This is a genomic window from Corynebacterium lipophilum (assembly GCF_024102595.1).
Lineage (GTDB): Bacteria > Actinomycetota > Actinomycetes > Mycobacteriales > Mycobacteriaceae > Corynebacterium > Corynebacterium pseudogenitalium.
Genome location: NZ_JAEUWV010000007.1, coordinates 46,711 through 71,767, shown reverse-complemented (window position 1 = coordinate 71,767; position 25,057 = coordinate 46,711). Strand labels below are relative to the sequence as shown.

Genomic DNA, 25,057 nt, shown 5'->3' with positions numbered 1-25,057 from the left:
CTTATGTCTCATGATTCCCTCTCAAAGAACTACGCGGCGATCACATATGTTGGGGACATGGTGCCCACAGCTGGTCGTGGCGCACCAATCGCACCGCCGACCTACATTGGAAGCTCTGATGGGGCTGCATTTGCTCGTTCTGAGGCGCAACCAGTACCTACTCCTGAATCGGGCTATCGCGAGTTCGCGAAGGACCCTGATTCTGGTGCGCTCGTGCTTCGTCCGTCGGTTGTTGTGAATTCGCTTGGTGCTGAGGCAACGCGGATTGAAACGGCGATCATCGAAAATGAGGATCTCTTGGGGCTAAAGCTGCCAGGTATCTTCTTGGATCATGAAAAGACCAGCGACGAGAAGCTACTCGAGGTGGCAACGAAGGCGTTGAAGAAGAAGGATGCAGCACCGTATGACGAGAAGTTCCTCGCTGAAATGCTGCGTAATGACCTACGCCAGGCTGAAGCGAGCACGTGGGTGACTTCTCACCGTCATGCGGATGCATACATCAGGCACAGCGAGATTGATGGCAAGCAGATCTGGGCAGATCGCGATAGCGAGGTGTACAGGATCATCACTAACGCCTCAGCCGATCGTGCAGACTTGCTGTTCCGCTACTTCCCTAACTCCGCGCTGTTTGGGTTCTGGCTGTCGTCGGTCGCTCCGCGGCGTCACAAGCTGGCGCGTTCGCTCTCGTCGGTGATGACAGGCTATGACGCGCACGATATTGCGTATGGCGCGACGAAAGGTGACGTACTTGGCGGCATCTCGGCCGAAGTGAATTTGCAGCGGGATGATAAGACACTGGAGCTTTGCGAAGGCGGCGACCAATCCCCATCGGAGTTCGGTCTCGGTCCTGTACCAAACGCACCGACGACAAAGGCCTTTTCGTGCGGTTCTATTCTGCGCCAGTCCTCTGTATCGTTGACCAACCTGCGGCACCTTAAGGTGCCTGGTAACCGCGAAGCGTCGCATCTGATTGCTGATGTACTGGCCTGGCTAGGAATCTTCGGGTTGCTTGTTACGCAGGATGACAACTTCCTCCGTTCAGGGTGTGACCTGGTCACGGTGCAGTCGACATCAGGATTCAAGCGCATCACCGCTGCTGGTACTGCTGAGGATTGGGACATTGACTTGGACGCAGCGATCGCTGGTTTCCAGGCAGCATATGGCCGACTGCCTGAGGAGCTGCGCTTCGCAGAGCCGATCTATACCGAGTACCCGGAGGCCATTTTGGCTGCACGAGCGACGACTATCCTGAACGAGTCCAAAGCTTCGAAGTCTGAGAAAGGCAAGAAGAAGTCTGAGAAAGGCAAGAAGTAGTGGCACTGACATTTTCCGTTCAATTTGTCGCGGGGATGTACTCGGGGCATCACGAGGATCATGTCGTGTTCCCGCCGTCGCCAGCGAGGTTGGTCGCAGCGCTGCTTGCAGCGGCACATCGCTTACCGGAGGTCGAAGATGCTCGTGCGATTTTGAGTGAGATATGCGCTGCGGCGGATCCGCTCATCGTTGTCCCGCCCGCGTATGCAGGAGGCTCAGGAGAAACGTATATGCAGCCGATTACCGCAACCCCGGGCGGTAAGAAAGCTAATCAAAAGGTGTTTGAAGGTCCGCAGAGAATCATGAGGCAACGCGGTGGAAAGATTCGCAAGCGCTCCAGTGGGCATTTTGTGGTCACTGGGGACCTGTACTTCGTGTGGGAGCAGCTCGACATCAACGATGAGCAGCTTGCGCTGGTGCAGCAGCTCGCCAACGACGTCGGGTATTTCGGCCGCGAGTCTGACCTGGTGGTGATCAGCGCAGGCCGCACCTCCAAGGTTGACTTGATCCGCGAGTGTGCGAACTCGCATGAGTTCTACTCGCCGATGCCACGGGGAGGTAAGCAACTCCGTGTGCTCTCACCGGGTTTTCTGAGCTGGCTCGATGATCGCTACGCGTCCACGTTCGGTGAGGATGCACGGGTCACCATTCCCGTGGATCACCGCGTGCGGACAGCTTCGTATGCTCCCGCCGCAGTGGTTCCGAACAACGACAGTGTGCTCGTTCCCCTCGCTTTTCGACGCCCACTTCCCCTCGAGCAGGCGCTCAAGTACGCGAAGTCGGTTCGTGGCGAAGGCGGCGTCGCAGCCTTCCCTCTAACCCGTTCCGGCAACCGTTACCTGGATGGCTCCGCGGTAGGCCTAGGCGTCGTGACCACCGGTGGAGTCGTTCTTGATCCGTCATTCGATACTGAAGTACTCGGCGAGAATACAGGGGCGATCACGCTGCAGCCGAGCTATTGGCTTCGCCCAGCGCAGGTTTGGATGGCAGCGGTTCCGTTCATAGGCCACCCTGACAAGTGGGTCGCTACCCAGCAGATTCTTGCCGCGGTACCCGATGCCGAAATCCTTGAGATGTCTGCAGCGCCTGTTCGCGCCGGGCAACAGCATGTTCCGACGTTACCCACGCAGCGCGCTTGGCATCTTGTTTTGCGCACCCCGGATGTCGTCCACGGCCCGCTGTTACTGGACCCTAAGCATGGCACCGGAGTCTGTCTTCCCGATTATCGAGCGAAAGAGGCCCAATCATGAGCACTTTCCCAACATTTGCCTCGTTCTACGAGGCGGTGCATGGATTCGCGCCGTTCAAGTGGCAAGATGAGCTCGCCCAGCAAGTGTGGGAGCGCAAGAGCTGGCCTGAGCAGGTCGCTGCACCAACCGGTGCCGGCAAGACCTCGGCGTTGGATATTGCCGTCTGGGCGCTAGCAAAAGACGTTGCCGAGCACGGCGTAGGTGCGCGCCATTTTCCGCTGCGTATTTTCCTCACAGTTGAGCGCCGCTTAGTAGTGGATGGTGCTGCTGCACACGGCGCCATTATCGCGAACAGACTCGAGACACAGCCGCAGCTTGCGCCGGTACGAGACGCGCTACGCCAGCTGCTTCCACGAGATCACAAGGGGCCGGTGCTTCGTGTCACGTCGCTCCATGGTGGCAAAGCCCCCGAACGTGAGTGGCTTACTCCGGTGGGCGCACAAATCATTACGGCAACGGTAACGCAGCTTGCTTCCCGCACGCTGTTCCGAGGCGTCTCTGTCTCCCCACGCACACTGTCCATGCATGCAGGTCTTACGGGTGTTGATCGCCTCATTCTTATCGACGAACCCCACCTTGCCCCGGCCGCCGTCAAAATGTGGCGCGAGGTGGAGCAACTCCAACGCCAGTACCCGCGTTCGCCTCTCGTAGGCTCGACCGTTGTTCTCGGAGCGACAATTCCTGAAAGCCTGAGGTCAGCTGATTGCTTCATTGGTTCTCTTGCCGAGGATCCGTCTCCAGCGGCGAAGGCCCGGTTGGGGATCAAGAAACCGGTCCGATTAGTTGAGACGTCGAAGCCGGTAGACGAGCTGGTAGCGGCTGCGGAAACCGCATTTCAATCACGCTCCCAAGACCCAGACAGCGATGGCGTCTTGGTCGTAGTGAATACGGTGAAGCGGGCTGTTGATGTGGCGAAGAAATTGCGTACGAAGCTGAAGCGTAGTTCTGCCAATGTCGTGTTGCTGACTTCGACGGTTCGACCCATTGATCGGGTACTGCCGGATGATTTCACTCCGGACACGGTGATCGTCGCAACGCAGACTGTCGAGGTCGGCGTGGACATTGATGCAGAGGTACTGGTGACGGAGTTGCCGTCGCTACCTGCACTAGTGCAACGCTTTGGGCGTGTGAATCGTACCGGCCTGCGCCAGCAGCGCGAGTCCACTGTTGTGATTCCGGTAAAGCCTGACGGTGCCGCGAAATCCATTTATGGACGCGAGCAGATGCAGGCATCGCGTGACAGTCTCTTTGCACAGGCAGAAGACGGTCTGATCGGAGACGCAAGCACGCTCGTGGTTCCCTCTGAGGCATGGGAACCTGATCCTCGTACCTGTTCGGTGGAGGAGTACTTGCCTCGTTTGACTTCGACCAGGCCTCCGGCGCAGGTTCCGTGGGAAGCGTTGGCGTTCGGACCTGATGCGACAGACCGCGCTAGTGTCACATTGGCGTGGCGTGAAAACCTGGATGAGATACTTGACCAAGCGCAAGTATTTCCCGACGAAACGATCGCTATTCCGATCGGGCAGGCGCAGGCGTTTCTCTCTGGAAAGTCATCGGATGCGGCGTTCGCGGATACTGTGGCGAGGAGTGGCGACAAACCGAAGTCGCAGCGTATCACCATCAACTGTCGTATTCGTGTTGGCGAAGAATGGGTGCAGCCCGAGTCCATCAGCCAGGTGGAACCGGATGCGCTAGTGGTTATCTCTGCGTCCGAGGGAGGCTACTCCCCAGAGACGGGGTTCTCTACGAAGCTGCAAGCGCCGGTGGAAGACCAATCGATGCAGATCTGTGTTCAGCAGGGACGTGGTTTCTTCGATATCGGGCTTCTCGATGAGCAAGACCTCTTCATGCTTGCCGAGCAACTTGGCCTCGAACCAGCCGATCTCATCTTGCAACGCATAGCGGAGCGCTTCTCCGACGTTGACGTTGAGAACCTCGACGTTGTGCTCAGCGGCCGTGCCGTTGGCGTCCGCTACTCCACAGCTGCAGCGCGACGCACCCCCAAACGCGTCACGCTTGCCGACCACAGCGTGCAGACTTCCCAGCTCGCCGAACAATACGCGACGCTTTCCGGTATTCCCGACGACATGGTTGAAGCAGTCTCTCGCGCCGGGCTCCTTCATGACGCCGGCAAGGTTGACCCCGGATTCCAACACAGTTTCGGCAACTATCTGCCTGAACCCGTTGCGAAACCGGTCGGTCGCGTCATGCCGTCGTTGCTTGATCGCGGTCAAACGACGTGGCGTCACGAAGTCCTTTCAGCGACCGCGGTTCGTGGTGACTCTTTCGCGGACGAACTCGTGCGCCACCTGATCCTGTCCCACCACGGTTGGGCTCGGCGCCTGAGCCCGCACGATGGCACAACCTACACGAACTCACTGCGCTACCGACTTCTCGAGGAACAATTTGGACCTTGGGGCGTGGCCCTTTACGAAACGATGCTGCGGAGCGCGGATTGGGCAGCATCGGCCTCTCCACGCAGTGGACTAGCCGAGTCGTGGGAGTCCCTCAACATCCATGTCAACCCCAATTCCCTCGTCGATGTCTCCGAGTACGCGGTGACGCACGTGTTCACAGGCCCACGGCCGTATTCCCTCACGATGCTTCTCGCAGGCATCGGAGCGCTCGCTTCTTGCGTCCGCAATGGCGATACCTCGGCGAAACTCAGGGTGGTCGACGGCAAGGTGGAACTGTCGTCGACAGTTGATCCTTCTTGGGACATGCAGCTCTATAACTCGATGGCCTTTTCTCTAGAGGTCGGGGCCGGTTTCAAGAGTCCGGATGGCACTTTGTGCGATAGTGATGCAAAGGATCGAGTGAAGGGGCGAAATAAGTGGTACCTCCAACACCGGCAGTCGGCGCTTGAACAGTGCCCGGAGGCCGCTCCTTTGTTTTTCGATGCCTTCACTGACGATGGGGAGTCGAGGTTGTTCTCAATCCCGATTTTCCACGGGAACGGAAAGCCGTATTTTGCCATTGTCACCGATGACCCCGTTCAACGAACACAATCACTTTACGACCCCACCATCGGCCTCGTGGATGGCAAAGGGACCGGAGGACTCGACGTCAACACAGACGATCGCTTCTCTGGTGACATGGATCGGCGATACTCCGAAGACCATCTGGCCTGGGCAATCGCGGGCATGGTTGCACTCGGCATGCCAGGTGACGAGAACGGGTCCGGTGTCCGCGATAGGCAATTGACACTGACCGCGCCTACCGAATGGTCGACTTTGGAAGAAATCCAAGACTTCGTCATGAGTCCCATTTCGACCTTGCCAATCTACAAGTGGCGCGACCAGCCAACCCGGCAATCTGGCCAAATCAAAGTATGGGAGCCCATCATGGACAGTTCTTAATCCCCGTAGTGTCACGGTTGTGCTCCGGTTTAAGACTACTAGTGCTCCTGCCTTGCTGACGGGGCAGTCGTATCTAAAATGGTCGGTGGTGTGACATCACTCCAGGTCAGTAAGCGTCTTCCCCGCATGCGCGGGGGTGGTCCGCAGGGCTTTAAGCGCAAAACAGACGCGCAAGCGTCTTCCCCGCATACGCGGGGGTGGTCCCTCATCGATGACGGTCGCGTCGTAGTCGTCTTGGTCTTCCCCGCATACGCGGGGGTGGTCCGCACTGCGCCCCCTCCACACGCAGACGGGTAAGGTCTTCCCCTCATACGCGGGGGTGGTCCGCCAACGTCATCGGAGAACAGCGTGCCCGGCCAGTCTCCCCCGCATACGCGGGGGTGGTCCCGTGGGCGTGCAATCCAGGAGGGTGCAGCGCAGGTCTTCCCCGCATACGCGGGGGTGGTCCCAACAAGCTGCAACAGCCGCAACCCTTGATCACGTCTTCCCCGCATACGCGGGGGGTCCCGAGTCCAACGGGCGTGAAACGTCCGGCCAAATGTCTTCCCCGCATGCGCGGGAGTGATCCCTTGGTTATGGTGGCCTTGATCAGCTGCGAGGTGTCTTCCCTCCATGCGTGGGGGGTGGTCCCCGAATCAGGCAAGCCGTACTTTGTGTCGGAGCGTCTTCCCCGCATGCGCGGGGGTGGTCCCAGCCGGGATGGTCACGGCGCGGGGGTTCGATTGTCTTCCCCGCATGCGCGGGGGTGGTCGAGGATGACCTTCCCAACCTGCCCCGGCCACGACCTCTCTACCCCCATTACTCTCCTCTGCAATTCTGTTCACAAATTCTCGACTCCGCGCGTGAAGCACGTCCCCACCCACTACCTAATCCCTCTTCTGCCCCCATGTCTCCGATTCGCCGATCCACCCCTCGAACGCCAGCATTCAGGCCTCGGATCTGTCCCCATCGATCTTGCCTGCGACTGGGGAGCGGTCCGAGCGTGATGTGGGTCCGAGTGCGGTCGCAAGATGTTAGGTTGTAGCACTTCGGCCGCCATCATTGCTCGCCTAAAATCCGCTCCGGTTAACCTCCTATGGTCGACCAACCCCGGTACGCACTTTCGGCGATTAGGCGATCGCCGAACCGCGAAATCGGCGCAGATACTCGAAACTGGTCGAAAACCCCGTGACCAGCATTGGTCGACGAGACCAAAGCAGCACGCGAGGCGCGCCGAGCACCCGGGGTGCGGAGGGGGCGTCGATAATTAAAGCTCTATTAAAACCGTCTGCAAAGGGTTATTGTTATCCGTGTAAGTCGCCTGTGTTCGGCGTTGTGCAGATTTGTGGAGAAATAGAGTATGAACCGGAAGAAACTGGTTGCGCTGTGTGGTGCCATCGCTATTGCGTGCGGGTCAATTACTGCGGTGGGTGGCCCGGTGGCGGGCGCGTACGTGGAGAAGCAAGACACTGCAGGCATGCAGCCGAGCCCCGATGTGACTAACCCGGCGAAGATTCCGGCTGTGGACGTGAAGGTCGAAACGGATAAGAAGGACGAGGTCAAAGCTGGCGACACGTTTAATGTAACGATTTCGGGAACAGCGGAGGCGCCGTTTCCTGCTAAGGGCGGAGCTGCTCAACCCGGTCAATCCAACATTCAAGGCTTCACTGTTGAGGTAACACTACCGGACGGCATCGAGCTTGCCGACCGAGCACGAGTAAACATCAATGGCCAGTCTTTGGGAACTCAGGGGTTTAATGAACTCCCCTCAGGGTCGTACGAAGTAGACCTTCACGGCGCTATGGGCGAGAAGGGCAACTTCCAGGTCACCGCCCCCGTAAAGGCAACGAAAGATGCTCCGGCGGGCGAGACTTTGAAGTTTTCTGGCGCTGCCCAAGCACTGATTAATCCGGAGTTCTCTTTCGACGCTGTCCCGGGTAAGCGTACCGTTTCGCCTCAGGTAGTTGACGGCAAGTGCACCTGGATTGCCAAGACGGAATACGAACTCCATGCTGGTGAATACGGCGCCTGGCTTACTGAGCTTTTCCTCGGCGTCACCGACCCAACCAATGTTCAGCTTGGCGACGCCACCATTACCATTTTTGACGCCGACGGCAAGAAGGTCACCGGCAAAGCTGGTGAGTTCAACGCTGAGGGACGGTTGACGGACCCGAGAACGTTGGAGCAGCGCAATGAGCAGTATAAAAACACGACTTGGCAGCAAACTTACGACTGGGGATTGAACCCCAATCGCGCCGACCTGAACAAAACGCTTGGGCAGGTGTTCCTTCCTAGCGGTAGCCGCGTAGTCATCGAGCAGCCCGTATACGATAACCAGCGTCATTGTTCGATGACGGAGGTGTACCCGTCGGATATTTATAGCAGCTACGTCGGCGGCGTCATCATGAACCCAATCAAGCGTGAGACCGCCGAGATCCAAATCTCAGCGCCGGAAGCCCCGACCTCGCCTGCCGAGACGCCAACGCCCACCGTAACTACGACGGCAACTACGACGGCGACTACCACCGCAACCACCACGGCGACGACGACGGCGGACTGCGATTGCTCTCCAACGACGGTGACTGAGACCGCGACGACGACGGAGAAGGCCCCTGAGCCGACCACCGAAACCGCCACGGTGACCACCAAGGAGATCACCCCGACCACCGTTACGAAGAAGGTCCCTGAGCCGACCACCGAAACAACCACGGTGACCACCAAGGAGACCACCCCGACTACCGTAACGTCCACAGCCACCGAGACCACTACGGCGACCACCACAGCGACCGAAAAGGCCACCGAGACCGTCACGACCACGGTCACCACGACCCCGGCCACCCCGGTGGACCCGCAGGAGCCCACCCCGACCGTCCCCGCAACGTCGACCCCGACCGCGCCGGGCAAGGTCGCTGAGCATTGCTTTGCCAACGCGATCGCGTCCCCGCTGTTCTACCTGGTGCCGGTTGGTGTGCTTGCGGCGGTTGGCGGTGAGCTCGCCCGTCCGTACGCCGGTGCACTGAATGAGCAGCTCGCACGCATCAATGCGGATATTCAGGCAGCGTTCCAGCAGGATTCGCCAGATCGCGGTCGCAATGGTCGCACTCCGCGTAACGACGACCCCTCCGCCGCCCTCCGCGCCCAATTAGAGAAAGCGAACCGGAGGTTCCAGGAGATTGCTTCTGACCCGAACGTACAGCGTATCGGCACGGTCGCCGCAGTGATCTTCGGTTTAGCTGCTGCCTCCGCCATCCTTTACGACTGGTGCTCCTCCGAGCCTGGCAAAGCCTTCACCGCTATTGAGGGCAGCAGTGCCGCGGAGCGTTTCCTGAACCGGAACCGCTAACCCCCTGCCCTGCCACAACCGGAAACGGGATACTAGTGAACTGAATTGAGCAGCGACTGTGTAGTGCCTCAACCCCATTACTCCCCGCTGCAATTCTGTTCACAAAATCCCGACTCCGCTGGAGGCAACTACTTCAGGAGGCCTCCAGCCTCCGCACCCACTGGGCGAGCGTGCCGTCGATAATCGCGGCATGCAACATAGTGAGGCCAACGATCCACCGCCCGGTGAATTCGCCGGAGTCGCCCATCGCTTCGGTGGGCAGCATGACTTGGGGTGGGGTGAATGTCGTCGTTGGCATGCGCCGCAGAATCTGGTCGATCGCAGTGCAGTTGGGGCGATTCGGCCCCATCATCACCTACGGTGGGTCGTGTTGACTCAATTTTGACTAGCGGGCGTCGATGAGTAGCTCGGTTGCGTAGTTCTTTGACCGCAAGCGCCTGGCTTTGGAAACGCCTGCGATTACTGGCGCTTCGGCCATAGGGCGAGAGGTTCGGTTCAAGCGCCTCATTCCAAAGAATTACGCGAGCATTGCGTTCTCCCGCATGAGGCTTGGGGAGAAGATGCACCCACTGACCAAACGTCAGCCCCGCTAACGAGTCATCCTGCGTACGCCACACACTGCGGACTGAGCCGATAAAATGGTGCGTAAACGCCCAGACGCCACCACCCCCGATACCCCACAGATTGGATCAACGATGTCCCAGCCAAAAGACGACCTACCTGTCAACCGCCCCGAAGTGTTTGGTGCTGCCGCCTCGGCAGACTCGACTGACCACGCCACCTGCATCCAGACGATCAACGCCGTCGCTCCAAGGCCGGACAACGCGCGGCCAGGCGTCAAGCGCCTGCTGCAGGGCGACGGAGTGAACCTTATCGTCTTCAATTTCTGCCCTGGCCAGACGTTGCCGGATCACAAGTCGGCCAACCCGATCACCGTGCAATGCCTCAACGGGTCTCTCGAGTTCGAGTGCGGCGGCGAGCGCTTCCCGCTCAAGCAGGGAGAAGTTGTCCACCTGCGCGCGTATGTGCCGCACGCGGTCTACTGCCCGGATAACGCCCTGTCGGCGGGCAACATTTTGCTGCTCAGCATGCTTACGGGCGAACGCCACGGCGAGCAAGACAGCTAAGCCCAAACACAACCCTAAAGGTGCACGATCTCCACGTCGTCCCAAACTTTGGCGAGGTACTCGGCGGCAACTAACCGGTGGCAGGTGGAGGGGTCTGCTTCGGAGCAAAGCAGCACGGCGTCGTCAAAAAGCGACCGATCGAGCGACGAAACCTCCCCAGCGTCGTACTCCTCGCGCAGCTGCTTCGAAAACTCATCGAAGCCAACTTCGTCATGCCGGTACGCGTGCATCAGATCCGCCGACGGCGCGAGAGCGAGCTCGTGCGTGTACGGCATGTCCAGGATGACCCGCAGGAAGTAGCGCAGGTCGTCCTTCTTGGTAAACCCGGCAAGCTGGTTCGTGTTCGAGCGGCGAATATCCACCACGCGCCGCACGCCGGACTCGCGCAGAATGTCGAAGAACTCCTCCGCGCTCTTGTGTGAAAACCCGAGTGTGTAAATTCGCATAATCCTCCTAGATCACGAAGTCTTGCCCGCAGCCACCGGGTCGTAGCCCTGCTCGCGCAGCTCCGACGGCGCGTCGATCGAAAGGTCTTCAGGCTTCGGTGCAAGTGCATCAGTCACGCAGCCCACGGTACCGCAGGGACTCTTGCTTATCGACGCCCCACTGTTCCACCAAACGTCTTCCGCTGTGCCCTAATGTCCCTTAAGCCCGGATTACTCCCATCTGCAATTCTGTTCACAAATTCTCGACTCCGCTCGTGACGCCTGTCCCTTCCCCTATCCTGTCCCCATGCCTACGATCCGCCGCGCCAGGCCCGACGACGCCGAAGCCCTCGTCGAACTGTCTATCGCCACGTTCACGCAGACCTTCGGCCACCTCTACGACCCCGCCGACCTCGCAGCCTTCCTCAACGAGGCCTACAACCTGCAGAAACACAAAACTCTCCTCGCCGACCCCGACCACGCCACCTGGCTCGTCGAGGACAACGGCGCCCTCGTGGGCTACGCCCTCGCTGGGCCCTGCAGCCTCCCCCACCCCGACGTCCTCCCCGAAGACCGCGAGCTCAAACGCCTCTACCTCCTTGCCGACCACCAACAGTCCGGCCTCGGCTCCACCCTCATCGAGCTGGTCCTCGACTGGATCGGCCCGCGTACCGCGTGGCTCGGCGTGTGGTCACAGAACTTTGGTGCGCAGCGTTTCTATCACCGCTACGGCTTCTCCAAGGCTGGCGAGTACTTCTTCAAGGTCGGCAATCACCGCGACCACGAGTTCATTTACCGACGCCCCGCCCCCTCTGCCCCCTAAACTGCTCCCGTCGACCTCTTACGGTCGACCAACCCAGGTCAGCGCAAAATCGGTAAAAACGCCCCAAAATAGCCGAAAACGCCGTGACCTGCATTGGTCGACCGGAGCAGGTCGACGGGAACGAAACCAGCGCGAAACCGGCGCGAAAACAGTGTGAACCCACCACGCTACCAGCGCCCCAAACCGGCACGATCGTGCCGAAAACGCCTCTTGCGCACGCCAGAACTGCAAACTACACTCCAAAACGGCATGATCGTGCCGAAACTCCAAAAGGCCGAAACCCCTCCAGAATCACAACACCGAAAGGCCCCCCATGTCCCCCACGCCCCGCAGTCTCGGCGAGCAGGCTCGCGAGCAACGCCGTGCCATGCGCCTGACACAGGCGGACGTGGCCGACCTGTCGATGGTGTCGGAACGGTTCATTCGAGAGTTTGAGCAGGGAAAACGCTCGGTTCGCCTGGATAAGGTTGAAGCCGTGCTGGCGGTGCTTGGCTTGGATGTGGTGGCGGTGCAGCACGTTCCGGAGGCGCTGCGATGATCCAAAACCCGATGATTCAGCACCAACCCAAGTCCCGGCCGCTGGTGTGTGGGTGAATGATGTGCTTGCGGGGCAGATTGTGAGTCGGGGTGGCGTCAATACGTTTAGTTACGTTGATGGGTACGCGGAGTCGGGTGGCGCTATAGTCGCGACGACGTTGCCGTTCGGCAAAGTGGTGGAGACTTCGTCGGGGGCGCTGCCCCCGTTTTTTACGGGGCTGTTGCCGGAGGGGCGTCGTCTGAGCGCGTTGCGCAGGAGCGTGAAGGCGTCGTTGGATGATGAGCTGGCGATGCTGCTCGCCGTTGGCGGCAACACGGTTGGTAATGTGCGGGTGCTGCCGTGGGGTCAGCCGCCGTCCGAGGTCGCACCGCTGGTGAACGTGCGGGATGGGCATGGCGATTTCGCTGACCTGTTGGATCCGTCGACCGGTTTTGATGCGAATGCGTTGGCGGGGGTGCAGGAGAAGGCGTCGGCACGCACGCTTGCACTTCCGGTGCGGGGCGACGCGGTTTTGAAGATTACGCCACCGGAGTTTCCGGGGGTCGTCGAGAATGAAAATACCTGCTTGGCGGCGTATCGCACAATGCCTTCGGCGCGGGGCCGCGTGGTGGAGGCCCAGGTGGTTCACGATGCTTCAGGCAGGTCAGGCTTGGCCGTCTCGCGTTTCGACGGCCACTTCCCCCACAAACGTCCCGTCGAAGATGCTGCGCAATTGCTGGGCATCTACCCGAGTGAGAAATACAACGTGAGCTACGAGGATGTGTGTGCCTCGGTGCTTGGCGTTGTTGCTGCTCCGTTGGTTGCGGCGCGCGGGTTGGCGCAGCAGTTGGCGTTTGCGTGGCTGTCGGGCAATGGGGATCTGCATGCGAAGAATGTGTCCGTAATGGATTCGGGTAGAGGCTTCGAGCTCGCCCCGGTGTATGACATCCCGAGCACCGTCCCCTACGGCGATACTTCCCTTGCGCTCCCCGTTCGCGACTCGACGTCTGGGTTGAGTTACAAGAAGTTCCTCGCCTTCGCGGAGGATATTGGGTTGCCTGAGCCGGTTGTTCGCAAAGTCGCCGACGAAGCCCTTGCCGCCACGGCGGATCTGGCCGAGCACCTCATCCGGGACTGTGATTTTGATCCACGCCGGGCCAGGGATCTGAGGCGGGTGCTTCGGGCTCGTCGTGCTCACTGGTAGCCCAGGTGCAATTCTGTTCACAAAATCGCTAAGGACAGTTTTCGACACCTTCCGCCCAAGCCTCCGCGCAGCTGGCCGTCGATAAGTTAGCTCAATTTCATTCATCGGCTAAGGTGTGTGGGGTCACATTATTGTCGAGCGAGAGAGGATTTCATGAGCGAGCGCGCCACGGACCCCGTACCTTTCAGCAGCGAGCACCAGGAGGTTGCCGCTGACGAGTTCGAGCTGGAGAACCTCACACCGGCGGACAAGCGCGAGATCCGCCGCACGCGGCGAGCCCCGTCTCCGGACGGTAGTACCTGGTCGTGGGCGATTACGCTGTTTGGCACCGCGGTCGGCGCCGGAATCCTCTTCCTGCCTATCGACGCCGGCTCCTTCGGCTTCTGGCCCCTCCTCCTCGCGACAATCCTGGTTGGACCAATGGTGTTCTTCTCGCACCGTATGTATTCGAGGATTGTGTCGGCGTCGCCGGTGAAGGGCCTGGACGTGCTGCAGGTCATCACGTCCCTGGCCGGCCGGAAGCGCGGCCTGGCAACGGCGCTGATGTACTGGCTGGCGATCTACCCGATTGTGCTGATTTATGGCGTTTCGGTGACGAACACGATGGACAGTTTCATCGTGAACCAGATGGGCGGCCCGCACGTGGACCGTTGGCTGCTGGCCACGATTTGCGTCGGCGTGATGACGGGCGCGTACGCCCTCGGCAAGAAGGCGACGCTGTGGTTCGCGAATCTGCTGGTGTATCCGCTGATCGTGGCGCTCGCTGCCGTCTCTCTGTACTTGATCCCGTACTGGGATCTGGAGAGTTTCATGGCGTACAAGTCGGACGTGCCGCTGTGGAAGGCGATGCTGTTTGTGCTGCCTGTTCTGGTGTTTTCCTTTTCGCATATGGCGGCGGTGTCGCAGTCGGCGTTGGATGTGCAGAAGTCGCACGACGGTGATGTGGCCGGTACGGAGAAGGAGGTCTCCAAGATTGAGTTGATCACTTGTACGCTCCTGGTCAGCTTCACGATGTTCTTCGTCTGGTCCTGCACGCTCGCCCTCGGCGCGGATGGCATGGCCGCCGTGCGCGAGGAGAACATTCCGGTCCTCTCCTACTTCGCCAACACGACGAATGCCCCGTTCATGGCGGTGGTGACTCCGGTGGTCGCGCTGTGTGCGATTGCGTCGTCGTACTTTGGGCACATGCTTGGCACGGAGGAGGGCACGCAGTACCTGTTGCGTGCGGTGGCGCCGAATGCGACGGAGAAGTGGAATCCGCGTGCGGTCCGCGCGGGCATCTATCTCTTCGTCTTCGTATCGACGGTCGCTGTCGCCATCTTCAACCCGTCAATCCTGGATTTGATCTCGGTCGTCGGCGGTATCTTCATTACCTTGCTGGTTTACATCGTGCCGATGCTCCTCTTCCGCCACGCGACCGCCTTCCGCCATTACGCCAACCAGCCGGAGGCGATCTTCGTGTTCGGCCTGGGCATCGTGATCATTTGTGTCACGGTCTGGCAGATGGTGGCGTAGTACGGCGGGTTGCACGTTTATGGTGTGGATGTTACAGTTGTAAGTGTAAACCCTCTGGAGGTGAAGCGCTGTGACAACGAAAACTAATCCGGCAATTGAGGTCACCCAAGCTGTCGAGCAGCAGGCCAGCCAGGTCGTGGCTAACCCCGAAACGTTTCATGATGCCGTGCGCGGTACGTTTCCACCTGCATTAGCCTCATTTATCGAGTCCATCTTGGCCAGGGTCGCGCGCGGAGAGAGCGTCGCGCTTTCCCGCCCCTCCGAGATACTCACCACCACTGAGGCCGCTGAGTATCTCGGGATCTCTCGGCCGACTCTGATGAAACGGATTCGAGAAGGCGAAATCGATTACTTCAAAGCCGGGTCACACACGCGGCTTCGCAGGGAAGACGTCGTCGCATACTTGCAGCGGTGCCGTGCGCGCGCACGTCACGAGTTCGATGCGATTCGAGAGCTCGATAATGAGATCGAAGGCCTGTGAGTATTCCAGTCCTTTTTGACGCTAACGTCTGGTACTCGCGCACTCTCACCGACTGGTGCTTCCTTCTCTTCCTGGGCTCTGATAAAGATGTCGAGCCACCATTCTTTCCAGTGTGGATCGAGGATATTATCGCCGAAGCTCAGTATCATTTGCGCAGAAATAACCCACACGCTCCCGAGGGTGCTATTTCAAAACGCTTCAAGCGAATTCGCGGTGCGGTGGCGGAATGGGAAATCTCCGGTTTTGCTGTTGGCAAGTATGGGTACGCGGACATTCATGATCATCACGTTCTCAGCGCTGCCGTGGCTGGCAACGTCCAGTACGTCGTCACCAGCGACAGGGGACTCGTTGACTATGTCGACTCACAGCAGTTTCTGTTTGACGTGCTGACTCCGGATGATTTCTTTTGCCACATTTTTGAGGCGTTCCCAGGGCTTTGTAAGAGGGTAGCGCAGGAAAACGAGGCTTATTGGGAGAAGGTAAAGGGCGTCAAAGCGGCGGACCGGCCGATAACTGCCGTAATGCTAGAGCGCTCGGGCTGTCCGAATTTCGCAACGGTTATTGATTACGTTTTAAGGTAGCGAGTGCAGTCGGCGTTTCGCGCACCACATTCCATTGCTGATTGTTCGCGAACTGGGGAAATGGCATGCGACTCGGTCGAAAATAGAGATTGTGGTGCACAGGGAGTTCGCAGAGTGCCAAATCTGACATCGCGTAATATCTAGCACTTTTCTCACCTGGAACTATAAATGGACAGACCAAATGGGGTTGCATCTCTTGGCATGCGTCTCACTTTGCTAGGCGCCAAATTCCCTCGCCGGAGGTCGCCGACCTGAGGGAATGTAGTGGAGCCTCGCCGAAAGGCCGGGTTTTGGTGCGCAGCGCTCCGCCGCTACGTGAATCGGACGCAGCCCGGGAATACTCTCAGCACTGACGCGTTAGGGTAGTTGACACGTCACGTAAATGAGAGGGGCTAACGATGCACATTGGAATCCTGAGGGCGGGCAAGCTCGGTACCGTCCTGGGTAGGCACGCTATCGCCGCAGGCCACGAGGTTACGCTTGCTGGTGCGGGCGAGCCGGAGACGATCGACCTGATCGTGCGCGCGCTCGTACCGGGCGCGGCGACCGCTACCGCAGGGGACGTCGTCAAGGTTGCTGACGTCGTGATCCTCGCGCTGCCGCTGCGGAACTTCCGCCAACTGCCTGCTGATGCGTTGGCGGGAGCGCTGGTCGTCGACGCGATGAATTACTGGTGGGAGACGGACGGCCACCACCCTGAGCTCGCGGAGGCGAACTCCTCGCGGCTGGTGCAGGACCACCTGACGCAGTCGCGCGTGGTGAAGGCGTTCAACCACATGGGCTACCACGATCTCGATGAGGGCTCCGGGACCGGCAAGGCGATTGCGGTGGCGGGGGATGGCGAAAGGGACGTCGAAAAGGTGGCGGGGCTCGTCCGCGACTTTGGGTTCGATCCCCTGCCCCTGCACTCCCTCGATGCCGGGGTTGCGCTGCAGCCCGGGCATCTCGCGTTCGGCGCGAATGTTGACGTGCACACGCTACGCACACTGATCAATGACAAGGAGCAGGCATGACCACGGTAGATACCGCAGCTATTGAGTTCGGCTTAGATACGTTCGGCGACATCCCGCGCAAAGAGGACGGCGCGCTGTTCACGCACGCCGAGGCGATCCGCGCGACACTCGAGGAAGCAAAACTCGCCGATGCCATAGGTGTCGACGCCTTCACCGTCGGCGAACACCACCGGCCCGACTACGCCATCGCCTCCCCGCCGACGATGCTCGCGGGCATCGCCACCGCCACGCAACGCCTCAAGTTGGCGTCCGGGGTGACGGTGTTGTCCTCCGACGACCCTGTCCGCGTCTTCGAGCAGTTTGCCACCCTCGACGCGTTGTCGAACGGCCGCGCAGAGGTGATCCTCGGGCGCGGATCCTTTACCGAGTCCTTCCCGCTCTTCGGTTACAACCTCGAGGACTACAATCAGCTCTTCGAGGAGAAGCTCGGCCTGTGGGCCGAGGTGGTGAAGGAGGAGCCGGTGACCTGGTCCGGCCAGACCCGAGCCGCGCTCAATAACGCGGACCTCTACCCGAAAACCGAACATGGCCTGACTACCTGGGTCGGCGTCGGCGGTTCGCCGGAGTCCGTCGTGCGCACCGCCAAGTACGGGTTCGGCCTCATGCTCGCGATCATCGGCGGCGCACCCGTCCGGTTCAAGCCGTACGTGGATCTGTACAAGCAGGCCTCGGCGCAGTTCGGAACCACCGCGCACCCCGTGGGCGTACACTCCCCCGGCTTCGTCGCCGACACTGATGAGGAAGCCAGGGAACTCATCTTTGAGGAGTACGCGGCGGCTCAGCATCGCATCGGGAAGACGCGTGGGTGGCCGCCGCTGACCCGCAGCCGCTTCGAGTCGGAGATCAGCCGCGGCGCGCTCACGGTGGGTTCGCCGGAGACGGTAGCAGCAAAGATCGCCAACACGGTTCGCACGCTTGACCTCGGGCGATACGACATGGTGTACTCCACCGTCGGGCACATCCCCCACGCCGCCCGCATGCGTTCGGTGGAGCTCTACGGGACCAAAGTCGTGCCACTGGTACGCGACATGATTGCCGACACCTAGCACCCTAGCCCCGCGCCACCGGCCCCGGGTTGAGGCGCGGCTTCAACGTCGCGTGCGGCAATTCCGGCGCAGGCAGCCAATCGGCCCTCGCCTGCTTGATCTCGCCGACGCTCATGTAGCCGATCGCGTGCTCCGGCAGGGCTACGTTCTCGAGGCGGACGACAAGTAGGCCGTGCTCGAACGAGGCCTGAGCGCAAGCTCAACCTCAGCCCCCGAGGCGATGCGCAACTGCGCCCCAAGCATCGGACGCTGCCGATGCGGAATCGTCCGATGCACCGGCATCGCCCTCGGGCCACCAAGCGGCACCTCCCGCGGGAGAAGCACCTCGACTGCGCTGTACTGGGAACTCATGGCGGCAATGGTATCCGGTGCGGGGTGAAGGGAGCTTGTGTGCTCGCATGCCGCACCAAATTCCATTGCTGGCCAGTGACGACCTGGGCTTTTGCTGTCTCGGCACGCCGGAAACCCGGGTTCTGGTGCACAGCGAACTGCCAGAAACCCTTTCGTTAGTGGAGCCAGTGCCAAAGGACGCCTCCGAAAATTCACGACCTGGGAAAACACCCGTTTTCAAAACCGAAATTGCGTCCTTTGGCACTCGCTCCCTGTAACCACACCGAAAACCCCAGGTAATTCTTTTAGAGGCCTATTTCCACGCCAGAAAGATATCGGAAAGATATAGGGAGCCTGGAAGCCCCGCCGAAATGTTATTTGTGCAGGTCAGAGAATTGTTTCGATATCTTTCTATCTCTTTCTACGCCCGAATCCAACGGGTGCCGCGGCCTCGCGGAGGACCATCCGGGTCGATCTTCGCGCGCCCGAGGCTGCGCAAGTGTCGAAGGATCCGGCCTGCTTCGGCGACGCTGACACCGGTCTGGTCGGCGATGTCGGCGGATTGGAGTGCGGCACCGTCGTGGAGTTTGGCCTCGATCCATTCCTGGACGCTCACGGTGGCCAGGTCGCCGGGTTGTCCCAGGTTAAGGAGTTTCCGGGCTTCACCGCTGAGGGTCCACTCGTCGGCGTCGGTGACGGGGTCGAGAAGGCCGCGGGCGACGAGGTCGTCCATAAGCTCATGTACCTCAAGGGTAGTGAGCTGGGTTTTCTGTGCAGCCGTTGTTGCTGTAATGAGCGGCGCGGAGTTGAGGTGCCAGAGCACAATCAGTGCCGCAACACTATCGACGACCTCCTCGCCGAAACGCTCCGAAAGCTTCCGCAAGCCCTTGATGAAGTTGGTATCTGGCTGCTGCGCTGCTAGCACCACCTGCACATTTGCCTCGGTCGCGGTTACCTCCGGGGCGCTGCGGCCGGTGCGGATCATGGTGGTCCACATGCGGTCGAAACCGCGCGAGCTTTCCTCTGCGAGGCCGAGCGTGCGCATCGCTGCCATGAGTCGATTGTTCCGTGGCACTGAGGGCGTCGATAGCAATGTATCAACCGTTACGCCTGGTGGGAGAGGTCCCGGAGAAGTGATCTTGAGCGTGCGGTTCGTTTGCTCGACCACTACTGGGCCGGGCAGGCGCCAGTCGCGGTGAATGAATGCGTTCGAGACGGCCTCGTCGACTGCCTGCGACGGGAACCTACTGATGGCGACTTCCTCACCATCCTCAAACTGCACGCGCTCAATCTCGCGGTCACCATTTTCCGCAATCAGACGTCGCAGGCGTGGCAACGCGAGCAGCAGAGGGTCTGAAATGAGCGTGGCCTGCGGTTCTTGCCCTGGGATGCTGCGCCACAGGTGGCGGACCACCACGTCTGTCGGGTTTGGTTGGGCGAGGAGGATTTCGGCGGCGCGCTTGAGTTGGCCGTCGTCACGCATGAGCCCGAGCTCTCGAAGCAGGCCAGTGGTGGTCTGCGGGACTGCCGCGTCTGAGCCCCGCGAGCGGCGATGCTCCCGCAGCATCCGCCGAGCCTCCTCGATGACGGGAAGTTGCAGGTCATCGACAGTGATATCGGCTGGGTCGTTCGAATAGTCAGGGTCTCGCCGCGCGGCATCAATCGCTCGGCGTAGCTCCTCTGTCATCGGCTGGCACGAGAACTGCGAGTCCGCCGTCCGCCTTTTCGCCGCACCATCACCCCGCGTGTACAGCGCACGAGCTTCCGGCACGTGAATCACTACAAGCCGAGCACCCCACGCATACACCGCTGTGACCTGCACATTCATGTTCGGCTTCGTGCCATTGAAGATTCTGCGGGCAATGTCCTCCTCGCCCAGCTCAGTGCCAGTGAATGCGCCCGCGCCGGGAGTCCGGTCCGCAACGCCGACAACAATGTGCCCCGTCGCCGCCTCGCTGTTGGCCATACAAATAGCCTCATTCAACAGCTTCTCGACGAGCTTCGCCCTCCCGCCCTTCCCCTCACGAGCAGTGGGATCCTCCTTGAATTCCAAAATCAGCGACTCTTGCGAGTCCGCCGTCGCTCCATCATGAATCGCCTCCAGCGCTAAACGAACATACGAGGGGAGCGCGTCCCAAGCTGATTCCGTGACCATGTGGCAGATTGTACATTCCCCAGGTAATTCTTTTCGGAGCCAATTTTGGGAGTTGAAAGATATCGGAAAGATATAGGGAGCCTGGAAGCCTCGCCGAAATGTTATTTGTGCAGGTCAGCAATTTGTTTCGATATCTTTCTATCTCTTTCTATATCTTTCGGTGTGAGGGCGCCGGGTGCACCAAATTCCACCTCGCGCAATCAGCGACCTGGCCTTTTACCCTCCAGCCCCGCCAAAAACCCGGGTTCTGGTGCACAGCTAATTGCTAGAAACCCTTTCGCCAGCGGAGCCAGTGCCAAAGGACGCACCCGAAAATTCACGACCTGGGAAAACAGCCGTTTCCAAAACCGAAATTGCGTCCTTTGGCACTCGCTCCCTGTGACCAAGCCACCAGCAAGCCACCAACAAGCCACCAACCTGCCACCAACCCGTCGTGCGCATTCCCTCACAACCGATGTGCGAGTAAAGTAGGCCCGTAATTTATGGGCAAACAGCCCAGAAGCCACGAGCCCAAAGGGCCACGAGGAAAGGGAGGCGCATTATGCGTGTTGGCATTGTCGGCTATGGAAACTTGGGCAAGAGCGTGGAGCAGCTGGTGAAGCTGCAGCCGGATATGGAGTTGTCGGCGATCTTCTCGCGCCGCAGCAAGCTGGACACGGACACCCGCGTGTTGCCGGTGGCGGAGTTTGGCCAGTACAAGGACGAGATTGACGTCGCGATTCTGTGCCTGGGTTCGGCGACGGATATTCCGGAGCAGGCGCCGGAGTTTGCGAAGTACGTGCCTACCGTGGACACCTACGATAACCACCGTGACATCCCACGTCATCGCAAGGCGATGGACGAGGTCGCGCGCGAGCACAACACGGTGTCCATCGTTTCCACTGGTTGGGACCCGGGCATGTTCTCGTTGAACCGCGCGATGGCGGAGGCAATTCTGCCGAATGCGCAGCAGCACACGTTCTGGGGCCCGGGCTTGTCGCAGGGTCACTCGGATGCGGTGCGCAGGATTGAGGGCGTCGCGAAGGGTGTGCAGTACACGATCCCAGCGCCGGATGCGTTGGATCGCGCGCGCCGCGGCGAGACCGAGGGTCTCGACGGCAAGTCCGCCCACAAGCGCGTCGTTTACATCGTGCCGGAGGATGGCGCCGACACCGCCGCCATCGAGCACACCATCCGCACGATGCCGGACTACTTCGTCGGCTACGAGGTAGAGGTCAACTTTATTGACGACGCCACCTTCGTCCGCGAGCATTCCGGCATGCCGCACGGCGGTCACGTGATCACCACTGGTGGCGTCGGCGAGAACCACCAGCTTGTCGAGTACACCCTGGAACTCTCCAGCAACCCCGACTTCACCGGCGCCGTCGCCGTCGCGTACGCGCGCGCGGCTGCCCGCCTCGCGGAGGATGGCAAGTCGGGCGCGTTCACGGTGTTGGAGGTCCCGCCGTACCTGCTCTCCCCGGTCGCTCTCGACGACCTGATCGCCCGCGACGTCTAACTCACGGGTAGAAGGTGCCGCAAAAGGCCCTTAGAGATTTTGTGAACAGATTTGCACATGCAGATCTGTTCACATTTTTCTGACTCTTCTGGCTACACTTCCTGGAAGTGGCATTTTCAGGAGGCCCCTGTGAAGAAGTTCATTGCCCTGTTTATCGCGTTCGTGCTCGCAGTTCTTGTAGCGCCGAGTGCTTCGGCGATCTCCGTGCGTGGCGACGCCGCTTCGCCCCGATCCGCAGTTGCTGTGGTGCATGCGGGTGGGGGAGTGGAGGCGTCGAGAAATGGGTGGGAGGCGCGGCCGGCGCTGAGCCTGAGCAAGCTCTACCTGGGCTATTGGGTGCTGTACCACGGGGCGCCGCGGCATAAGGCGATGGTGGAGGAGATGGTGCGCACCTCGAGCGATGGCATCGCGAGCGTTCTCGATGCGGCGTACCCGCAGGCCATTGATGCGATCGCGCGCGACTTCAAACTGAGTGCCACTCAACGGCGTGGCAATTGGGGATTGGCGAGTACGTCGGCGGTGGACGTCGCGAGGTTTGTGCAGGCCATCAGGCACGATCCGGTAGCTGCGCCACTGCTGCGTGGCATGGCGCACGCGGCACCCGTCGCCGCGGATGGCTTCCCGCAGAACTACGGCACCTCGAGACTGCCCGGTGTGCAGGGCACGAAGTTCGGCTGGGCCGACGACCGGCGCAGCTCCACCGCGACGGTTAGTTACGGTGCCGGGTTCGCGGTCGCGGTGCTCACGTACGGTGATGCGCATGCGAATACGGTTGATGCGCAGCGTGCCGTCGATACCTCGCTGCTTCCGGGGCCGAGCGGTGGCCGCAAGATCGTTGACATGCTGCCGCCGCAGACGCCGAATGAGATCAAGGGCTTGATCCCGAAGCATTGGGAGGTCCCGGCGGGCTCGTCGGTGCCGTGGTAAAGGGCGGGTTTGACCAGCTATTACGAGAATAATGGGGCCTAATCTCACAAGGTTTCGGTGTTTCGGGGAAACCTTGGGAGATTAGGGGCAGGCGCAATTCTGTTCACAAAATCCCGAGCAAGCTTTTCATCGGCCAATCTCGACACAGAACGCCGAATGGAGCAGCTAGATCAGGCCCCCGGGCATCCGATGCGCATCGGCAAAGTGTCGTGGTGAATTACGGCAGCATTGCAGCGATGTTGGCTGGCAGCATCGGCTCGAGCGCTGGCAGTGCGACTGTGCCGAGGACGCCCGCGATCAGCAGCGCGATAGACGTCCAGAATCGCTCTCAAACAGTGAGATATGCCTTTAACCTGCGGGTGTTGAGTGCGATTCTGATTTATATTTTGAGTTATACTTCTATACATGAGCGAAACCGCTATCAAAACCACCATCAACACACTGCGAGACATAGGCAACGACACCTACAAAATCGAAGCAAAAGATGCCTCGCATGGCTTGCCAAAGAGCATTGATGAAACTCTCTCTGCGTTTGGAAATATGCCAGAGGGTGGAGTCATCCTGCTCGGTGTGGCAGAAGAAGACGGCAGCTTCCCCGTGACAGGTATTTCCAGCCCAAAGACCGTAGAGAGTCAGTTAGCAAATAAAGCACGACAGAAGATCGTGCCTCCCCTCCACCTCGGCGCTATCGAAACTGCAACAGTCGATGGCAAGACTGTGCTGCAGTGCATCGTTCCTCCGCAGCCCTCGGACCGTAAGCCATTCCGGGTTGGGAAAGGCGGCCCCGCCTACATTCGGTCCGGTGACGGTGACTACGAACTCGACCCAAACGAGGAACAGCTTCTTGTTTCGCAACGCGGAGTCCCAAAGCACGATCGGGCACCTGTGGAGGGTGCCAGCGTCGAACGAGACCTCGACCCGGATCTGCTTGAACAGTATCTGGAGCAAGAGCGCTCACAATCCAGGCGTCTTGCCCAACTGCCGAGAGAAGAGCAGCTGATTCGCACCAACGTCGTCGCACCCGATACAGGCGAGCCCACGGTGGCAGCAATTTATGCCCTCGGTATACACCCCCAGCAGTTTTTGCCTCTCAACGTCAAAGCACACGTTACCCGCGGACCACATGACCCCAGGGCAATACGAATGCGGGACAGGAAAGAATTCACCGGACCAGTCCCCGATTTGCTTGAAGCGGTAGTCGAGTGGGTGACCGATCACCTGCAAACAACCACCGTCTTTACTGATGGCCACGGCAAGGATGTGCCAGAGCTTCCCACGTTGGCCATTCGCGAGATCGTAGCCAACGCTCTCGTTCACCGTGACCTGTCTCCGGCCAGCATGCTTGCCTACACACAAGTAGTAAAGCACTCAGACAAGCTCATCGTGGTCAACCCTGGCGGACTTTGGAGATTGACCGAAAGCGAACTTGGCAACACCGGACCGCGGGCACGCAATCCCGTCTTGTACCGCATGTGTACTGCAGTAAAGACGCCGAAAGGCCACCGCGTCATTGAGGCAAGCGCGACAGGCATTCCCGCAGTACGTGAGGCTCTTCATGACGCCTTCCTCCCCGCCCCTTATTTCAAAGACAGAGTCATCGACTTCCAAGCGATCCTGACCTCTTCGACCATGCTTTCCGAAGTGGATCTCGCTTGGGCTACGAATCTTCCGGGGGGAGAGGTGTTTTCCACGGCGCAGCGCCATGCGCTCATCCGGATGCGCAATGGTGAGACGCTTACCAACGCGTCCTATCGCCAAGAATTCCCGATGGACTCCACCCAAGCACGCGCCGAGTTACAACAGCTTGTGGAATACGGCCTAGCGACCGCCCTTGGCCAAGCAGGTGGCACCGTTTATTCTTTCCTCCCGGAAGAGACATCTGCGCCGAAAGCCCCAGAGTCAGCAACTCCGACATCTCCACAATCACGGAGCCGCGCGTACCTACGGAGCGGGGAAAAAATCGACCTGATCCGCAAAGCGCTCCACCACGCCGGACAGCCACTGTCCAAACGTGAAATCGCCGAGCACACTGGCATGAGTTACGGTCAAATAACCCCGACCCTGAAGGCAATGGAGCAGCAAGGCATCATTACGTTCACAGAAAAGCACTGGAACGCGAAGAACCAGCGCTACGCGCTTTCTGGTGAACAAGACGAGTAGATGCGGACAA

At 60.0% G+C, this 25,057-nt stretch carries 20 protein-coding genes; 16 read left to right on the top strand and 4 right to left on the bottom strand.

The annotated features are described in order from the left end of the window. Nucleotides 1-3: 3 nt before the first annotated feature. The 4 genes from cas7g to JMN37_RS06545 all read left to right on the top strand — a co-directional run bounded on the left by cas7g (nt 4) and on the right by JMN37_RS06545 (nt 9,245). A complete protein-coding gene (gene cas7g, locus JMN37_RS06560; RefSeq protein WP_071573899.1) occupies nt 4-1,314 on the top strand; it encodes a type I-G CRISPR-associated RAMP protein Csb1/Cas7g in 1,311 nt (436 codons plus the stop codon). Continuing rightward, nucleotides 1,314-2,564, top strand: coding sequence for a type I-G CRISPR-associated protein Csb2 (gene csb2, locus JMN37_RS06555; RefSeq protein ID WP_071573898.1), 1,251 nt, complete (start codon nt 1,314-1,316; stop codon nt 2,562-2,564). Before cas7g ends, csb2 begins: the two co-directional genes overlap by 1 nt. Continuing rightward, nucleotides 2,561-5,923, top strand: coding sequence for a type I-G CRISPR-associated helicase/endonuclease Cas3g (cas3g, locus tag JMN37_RS06550; RefSeq protein ID WP_071573897.1), 3,363 nt, complete (start codon nt 2,561-2,563; stop codon nt 5,921-5,923). Before csb2 ends, cas3g begins: the two co-directional genes overlap by 4 nt. Nucleotides 5,924-7,262: 1,339 nt before the next feature. Beyond that, a complete protein-coding gene (locus JMN37_RS06545) occupies nt 7,263-9,245 on the top strand; it encodes a hypothetical protein (RefSeq protein ID WP_252931405.1) in 1,983 nt (660 codons plus the stop codon). 133 nt (nt 9,246-9,378) lie between these two features. On the opposite strand, the gene JMN37_RS06540 is transcribed toward JMN37_RS06545, so the two are convergent. Continuing rightward, the gene (locus JMN37_RS06540; RefSeq protein ID WP_177224308.1) at nt 9,379-9,543 is read right to left on the bottom strand and encodes a hypothetical protein; all 165 of its coding nucleotides are present in this window, start codon (nt 9,541-9,543) and stop codon (nt 9,379-9,381) included. A gap of 340 nt (nt 9,544-9,883) precedes the next feature. Between JMN37_RS06540 and JMN37_RS06535 the strand changes: the two genes are divergently transcribed. Continuing rightward, nucleotides 9,884-10,372, top strand: coding sequence for a cupin domain-containing protein (locus JMN37_RS06535; RefSeq protein ID WP_252931404.1), 489 nt, complete (start codon nt 9,884-9,886; stop codon nt 10,370-10,372). A gap of 14 nt (nt 10,373-10,386) precedes the next feature. Here JMN37_RS06535 and JMN37_RS06530 read toward each other — a convergent pair whose 3' ends face one another. Beyond that, complete coding sequence (locus JMN37_RS06530; RefSeq protein ID WP_252931403.1) at nt 10,387-10,818, bottom strand: DUF488 domain-containing protein; 432 nt, start codon at nt 10,816-10,818, stop codon at nt 10,387-10,389. A gap of 286 nt (nt 10,819-11,104) precedes the next feature. Between JMN37_RS06530 and JMN37_RS06525 the strand changes: the two genes are divergently transcribed. The 8 genes from JMN37_RS06525 to JMN37_RS06490 all read left to right on the top strand — a co-directional run bounded on the left by JMN37_RS06525 (nt 11,105) and on the right by JMN37_RS06490 (nt 17,977). Further along, a complete protein-coding gene (locus tag JMN37_RS06525) occupies nt 11,105-11,620 on the top strand; it encodes a GNAT family N-acetyltransferase (protein WP_071573893.1) in 516 nt (171 codons plus the stop codon). A gap of 313 nt (nt 11,621-11,933) precedes the next feature. Next, a complete protein-coding gene (locus JMN37_RS06520) occupies nt 11,934-12,158 on the top strand; it encodes a helix-turn-helix domain-containing protein (RefSeq protein ID WP_070361682.1) in 225 nt (74 codons plus the stop codon). 52 nt (nt 12,159-12,210) lie between these two features. Continuing rightward, nucleotides 12,211-13,341, top strand: a complete 1,131-nt coding sequence (locus JMN37_RS06515; protein WP_252931402.1) for a type II toxin-antitoxin system HipA family toxin — start codon at nt 12,211-12,213, stop codon at nt 13,339-13,341. Nucleotides 13,342-13,494: 153 nt separating this feature from the next. Continuing rightward, a complete protein-coding gene (locus JMN37_RS06510) occupies nt 13,495-14,856 on the top strand; it encodes an amino acid permease (protein ID WP_252931401.1) in 1,362 nt (453 codons plus the stop codon). Between the two features lie 70 nt (nt 14,857-14,926). Next, a complete protein-coding gene (locus JMN37_RS11445; protein WP_070361684.1) occupies nt 14,927-15,337 on the top strand; it encodes a helix-turn-helix domain-containing protein in 411 nt (136 codons plus the stop codon). Next, entirely contained in the window at nt 15,334-15,918 is a 585-nt protein-coding gene (locus JMN37_RS06500) for a PIN domain-containing protein (protein ID WP_252931400.1), read from the top strand. Before JMN37_RS11445 ends, JMN37_RS06500 begins: the two co-directional genes overlap by 4 nt. A 398-nt stretch (nt 15,919-16,316) precedes the next feature. Then, entirely contained in the window at nt 16,317-16,931 is a 615-nt protein-coding gene (locus tag JMN37_RS06495; RefSeq protein ID WP_252931399.1) for an NADPH-dependent F420 reductase, read from the top strand. Continuing rightward, nucleotides 16,928-17,977, top strand: a complete 1,050-nt coding sequence (locus tag JMN37_RS06490) for an LLM class flavin-dependent oxidoreductase (RefSeq protein WP_252931398.1) — start codon at nt 16,928-16,930, stop codon at nt 17,975-17,977. The genes JMN37_RS06495 and JMN37_RS06490 overlap by 4 nt, the downstream gene beginning before the upstream one ends. Nucleotides 17,978-18,118: 141 nt before the next feature. Here JMN37_RS06490 and JMN37_RS11440 read toward each other — a convergent pair whose 3' ends face one another. Both JMN37_RS11440 and JMN37_RS06480 read right to left on the bottom strand, forming a co-directional pair. Continuing rightward, nucleotides 18,119-18,328 (bottom strand): hypothetical protein, encoded by a 210-nt coding sequence (locus JMN37_RS11440; RefSeq protein WP_370295979.1) that lies wholly within the window; start codon nt 18,326-18,328, stop codon nt 18,119-18,121. A 400-nt stretch (nt 18,329-18,728) separates the two neighbouring features. After that, complete coding sequence (locus tag JMN37_RS06480; RefSeq protein WP_252931397.1) at nt 18,729-20,462, bottom strand: RNA/DNA-binding domain-containing protein; 1,734 nt, start codon at nt 20,460-20,462, stop codon at nt 18,729-18,731. A gap of 541 nt (nt 20,463-21,003) precedes the next feature. Here JMN37_RS06480 and JMN37_RS06475 point away from each other — a divergent pair. From JMN37_RS06475 to JMN37_RS06465, 3 genes are all read left to right on the top strand, one after another. Further along, nucleotides 21,004-21,960, top strand: a complete 957-nt coding sequence (locus JMN37_RS06475; protein ID WP_070361687.1) for a diaminopimelate dehydrogenase — start codon at nt 21,004-21,006, stop codon at nt 21,958-21,960. Nucleotides 21,961-22,089: 129 nt separating this feature from the next. Continuing rightward, complete coding sequence (locus JMN37_RS06470) at nt 22,090-22,887, top strand: hypothetical protein (RefSeq protein ID WP_252931396.1); 798 nt, start codon at nt 22,090-22,092, stop codon at nt 22,885-22,887. Between the two features lie 405 nt (nt 22,888-23,292). Next, nucleotides 23,293-25,047 (top strand): ATP-binding protein, encoded by a 1,755-nt coding sequence (locus JMN37_RS06465; protein WP_252931395.1) that lies wholly within the window; start codon nt 23,293-23,295, stop codon nt 25,045-25,047. Nucleotides 25,048-25,057 lie beyond the last annotated feature (10 nt).

Coding starts and splice junctions, on each gene's coding strand:
- JMN37_RS06545 (WP_252931405.1), top strand. CDS start 7,263: ATGAACCGGAAGAAACTGGTTGCGCTGTGTGGTGCCATCGCTATTGCG.
- cas7g (WP_071573899.1), top strand. CDS start 4: ATGTCTCATGATTCCCTCTCAAAGAACTACGCGGCGATCACATATGTT.
- JMN37_RS06525 (WP_071573893.1), top strand. CDS start 11,105: ATGCCTACGATCCGCCGCGCCAGGCCCGACGACGCCGAAGCCCTCGTC.
- cas3g (WP_071573897.1), top strand. CDS start 2,561: ATGAGCACTTTCCCAACATTTGCCTCGTTCTACGAGGCGGTGCATGGA.
- JMN37_RS06465 (WP_252931395.1), top strand. CDS start 23,293: ATGAGCGAAACCGCTATCAAAACCACCATCAACACACTGCGAGACATA.
- JMN37_RS06510 (WP_252931401.1), top strand. CDS start 13,495: ATGAGCGAGCGCGCCACGGACCCCGTACCTTTCAGCAGCGAGCACCAG.
- JMN37_RS06480 (WP_252931397.1), bottom strand. CDS start 20,462: ATGGTCACGGAATCAGCTTGGGACGCGCTCCCCTCGTATGTTCGTTTA.
- JMN37_RS06495 (WP_252931399.1), top strand. CDS start 16,317: ATGCACATTGGAATCCTGAGGGCGGGCAAGCTCGGTACCGTCCTGGGT.
- JMN37_RS06475 (WP_070361687.1), top strand. CDS start 21,004: ATGCGTGTTGGCATTGTCGGCTATGGAAACTTGGGCAAGAGCGTGGAG.
- JMN37_RS06490 (WP_252931398.1), top strand. CDS start 16,928: ATGACCACGGTAGATACCGCAGCTATTGAGTTCGGCTTAGATACGTTC.
- JMN37_RS11440 (WP_370295979.1), bottom strand. CDS start 18,328: ATGAGTTCCCAGTACAGCGCAGTCGAGGTGCTTCTCCCGCGGGAGGTG.
- JMN37_RS06520 (WP_070361682.1), top strand. CDS start 11,934: ATGTCCCCCACGCCCCGCAGTCTCGGCGAGCAGGCTCGCGAGCAACGC.
- JMN37_RS06540 (WP_177224308.1), bottom strand. CDS start 9,543: ATGCCAACGACGACATTCACCCCACCCCAAGTCATGCTGCCCACCGAA.
- JMN37_RS06535 (WP_252931404.1), top strand. CDS start 9,884: ATGGTGCGTAAACGCCCAGACGCCACCACCCCCGATACCCCACAGATT.
- JMN37_RS06530 (WP_252931403.1), bottom strand. CDS start 10,818: ATGCGAATTTACACACTCGGGTTTTCACACAAGAGCGCGGAGGAGTTC.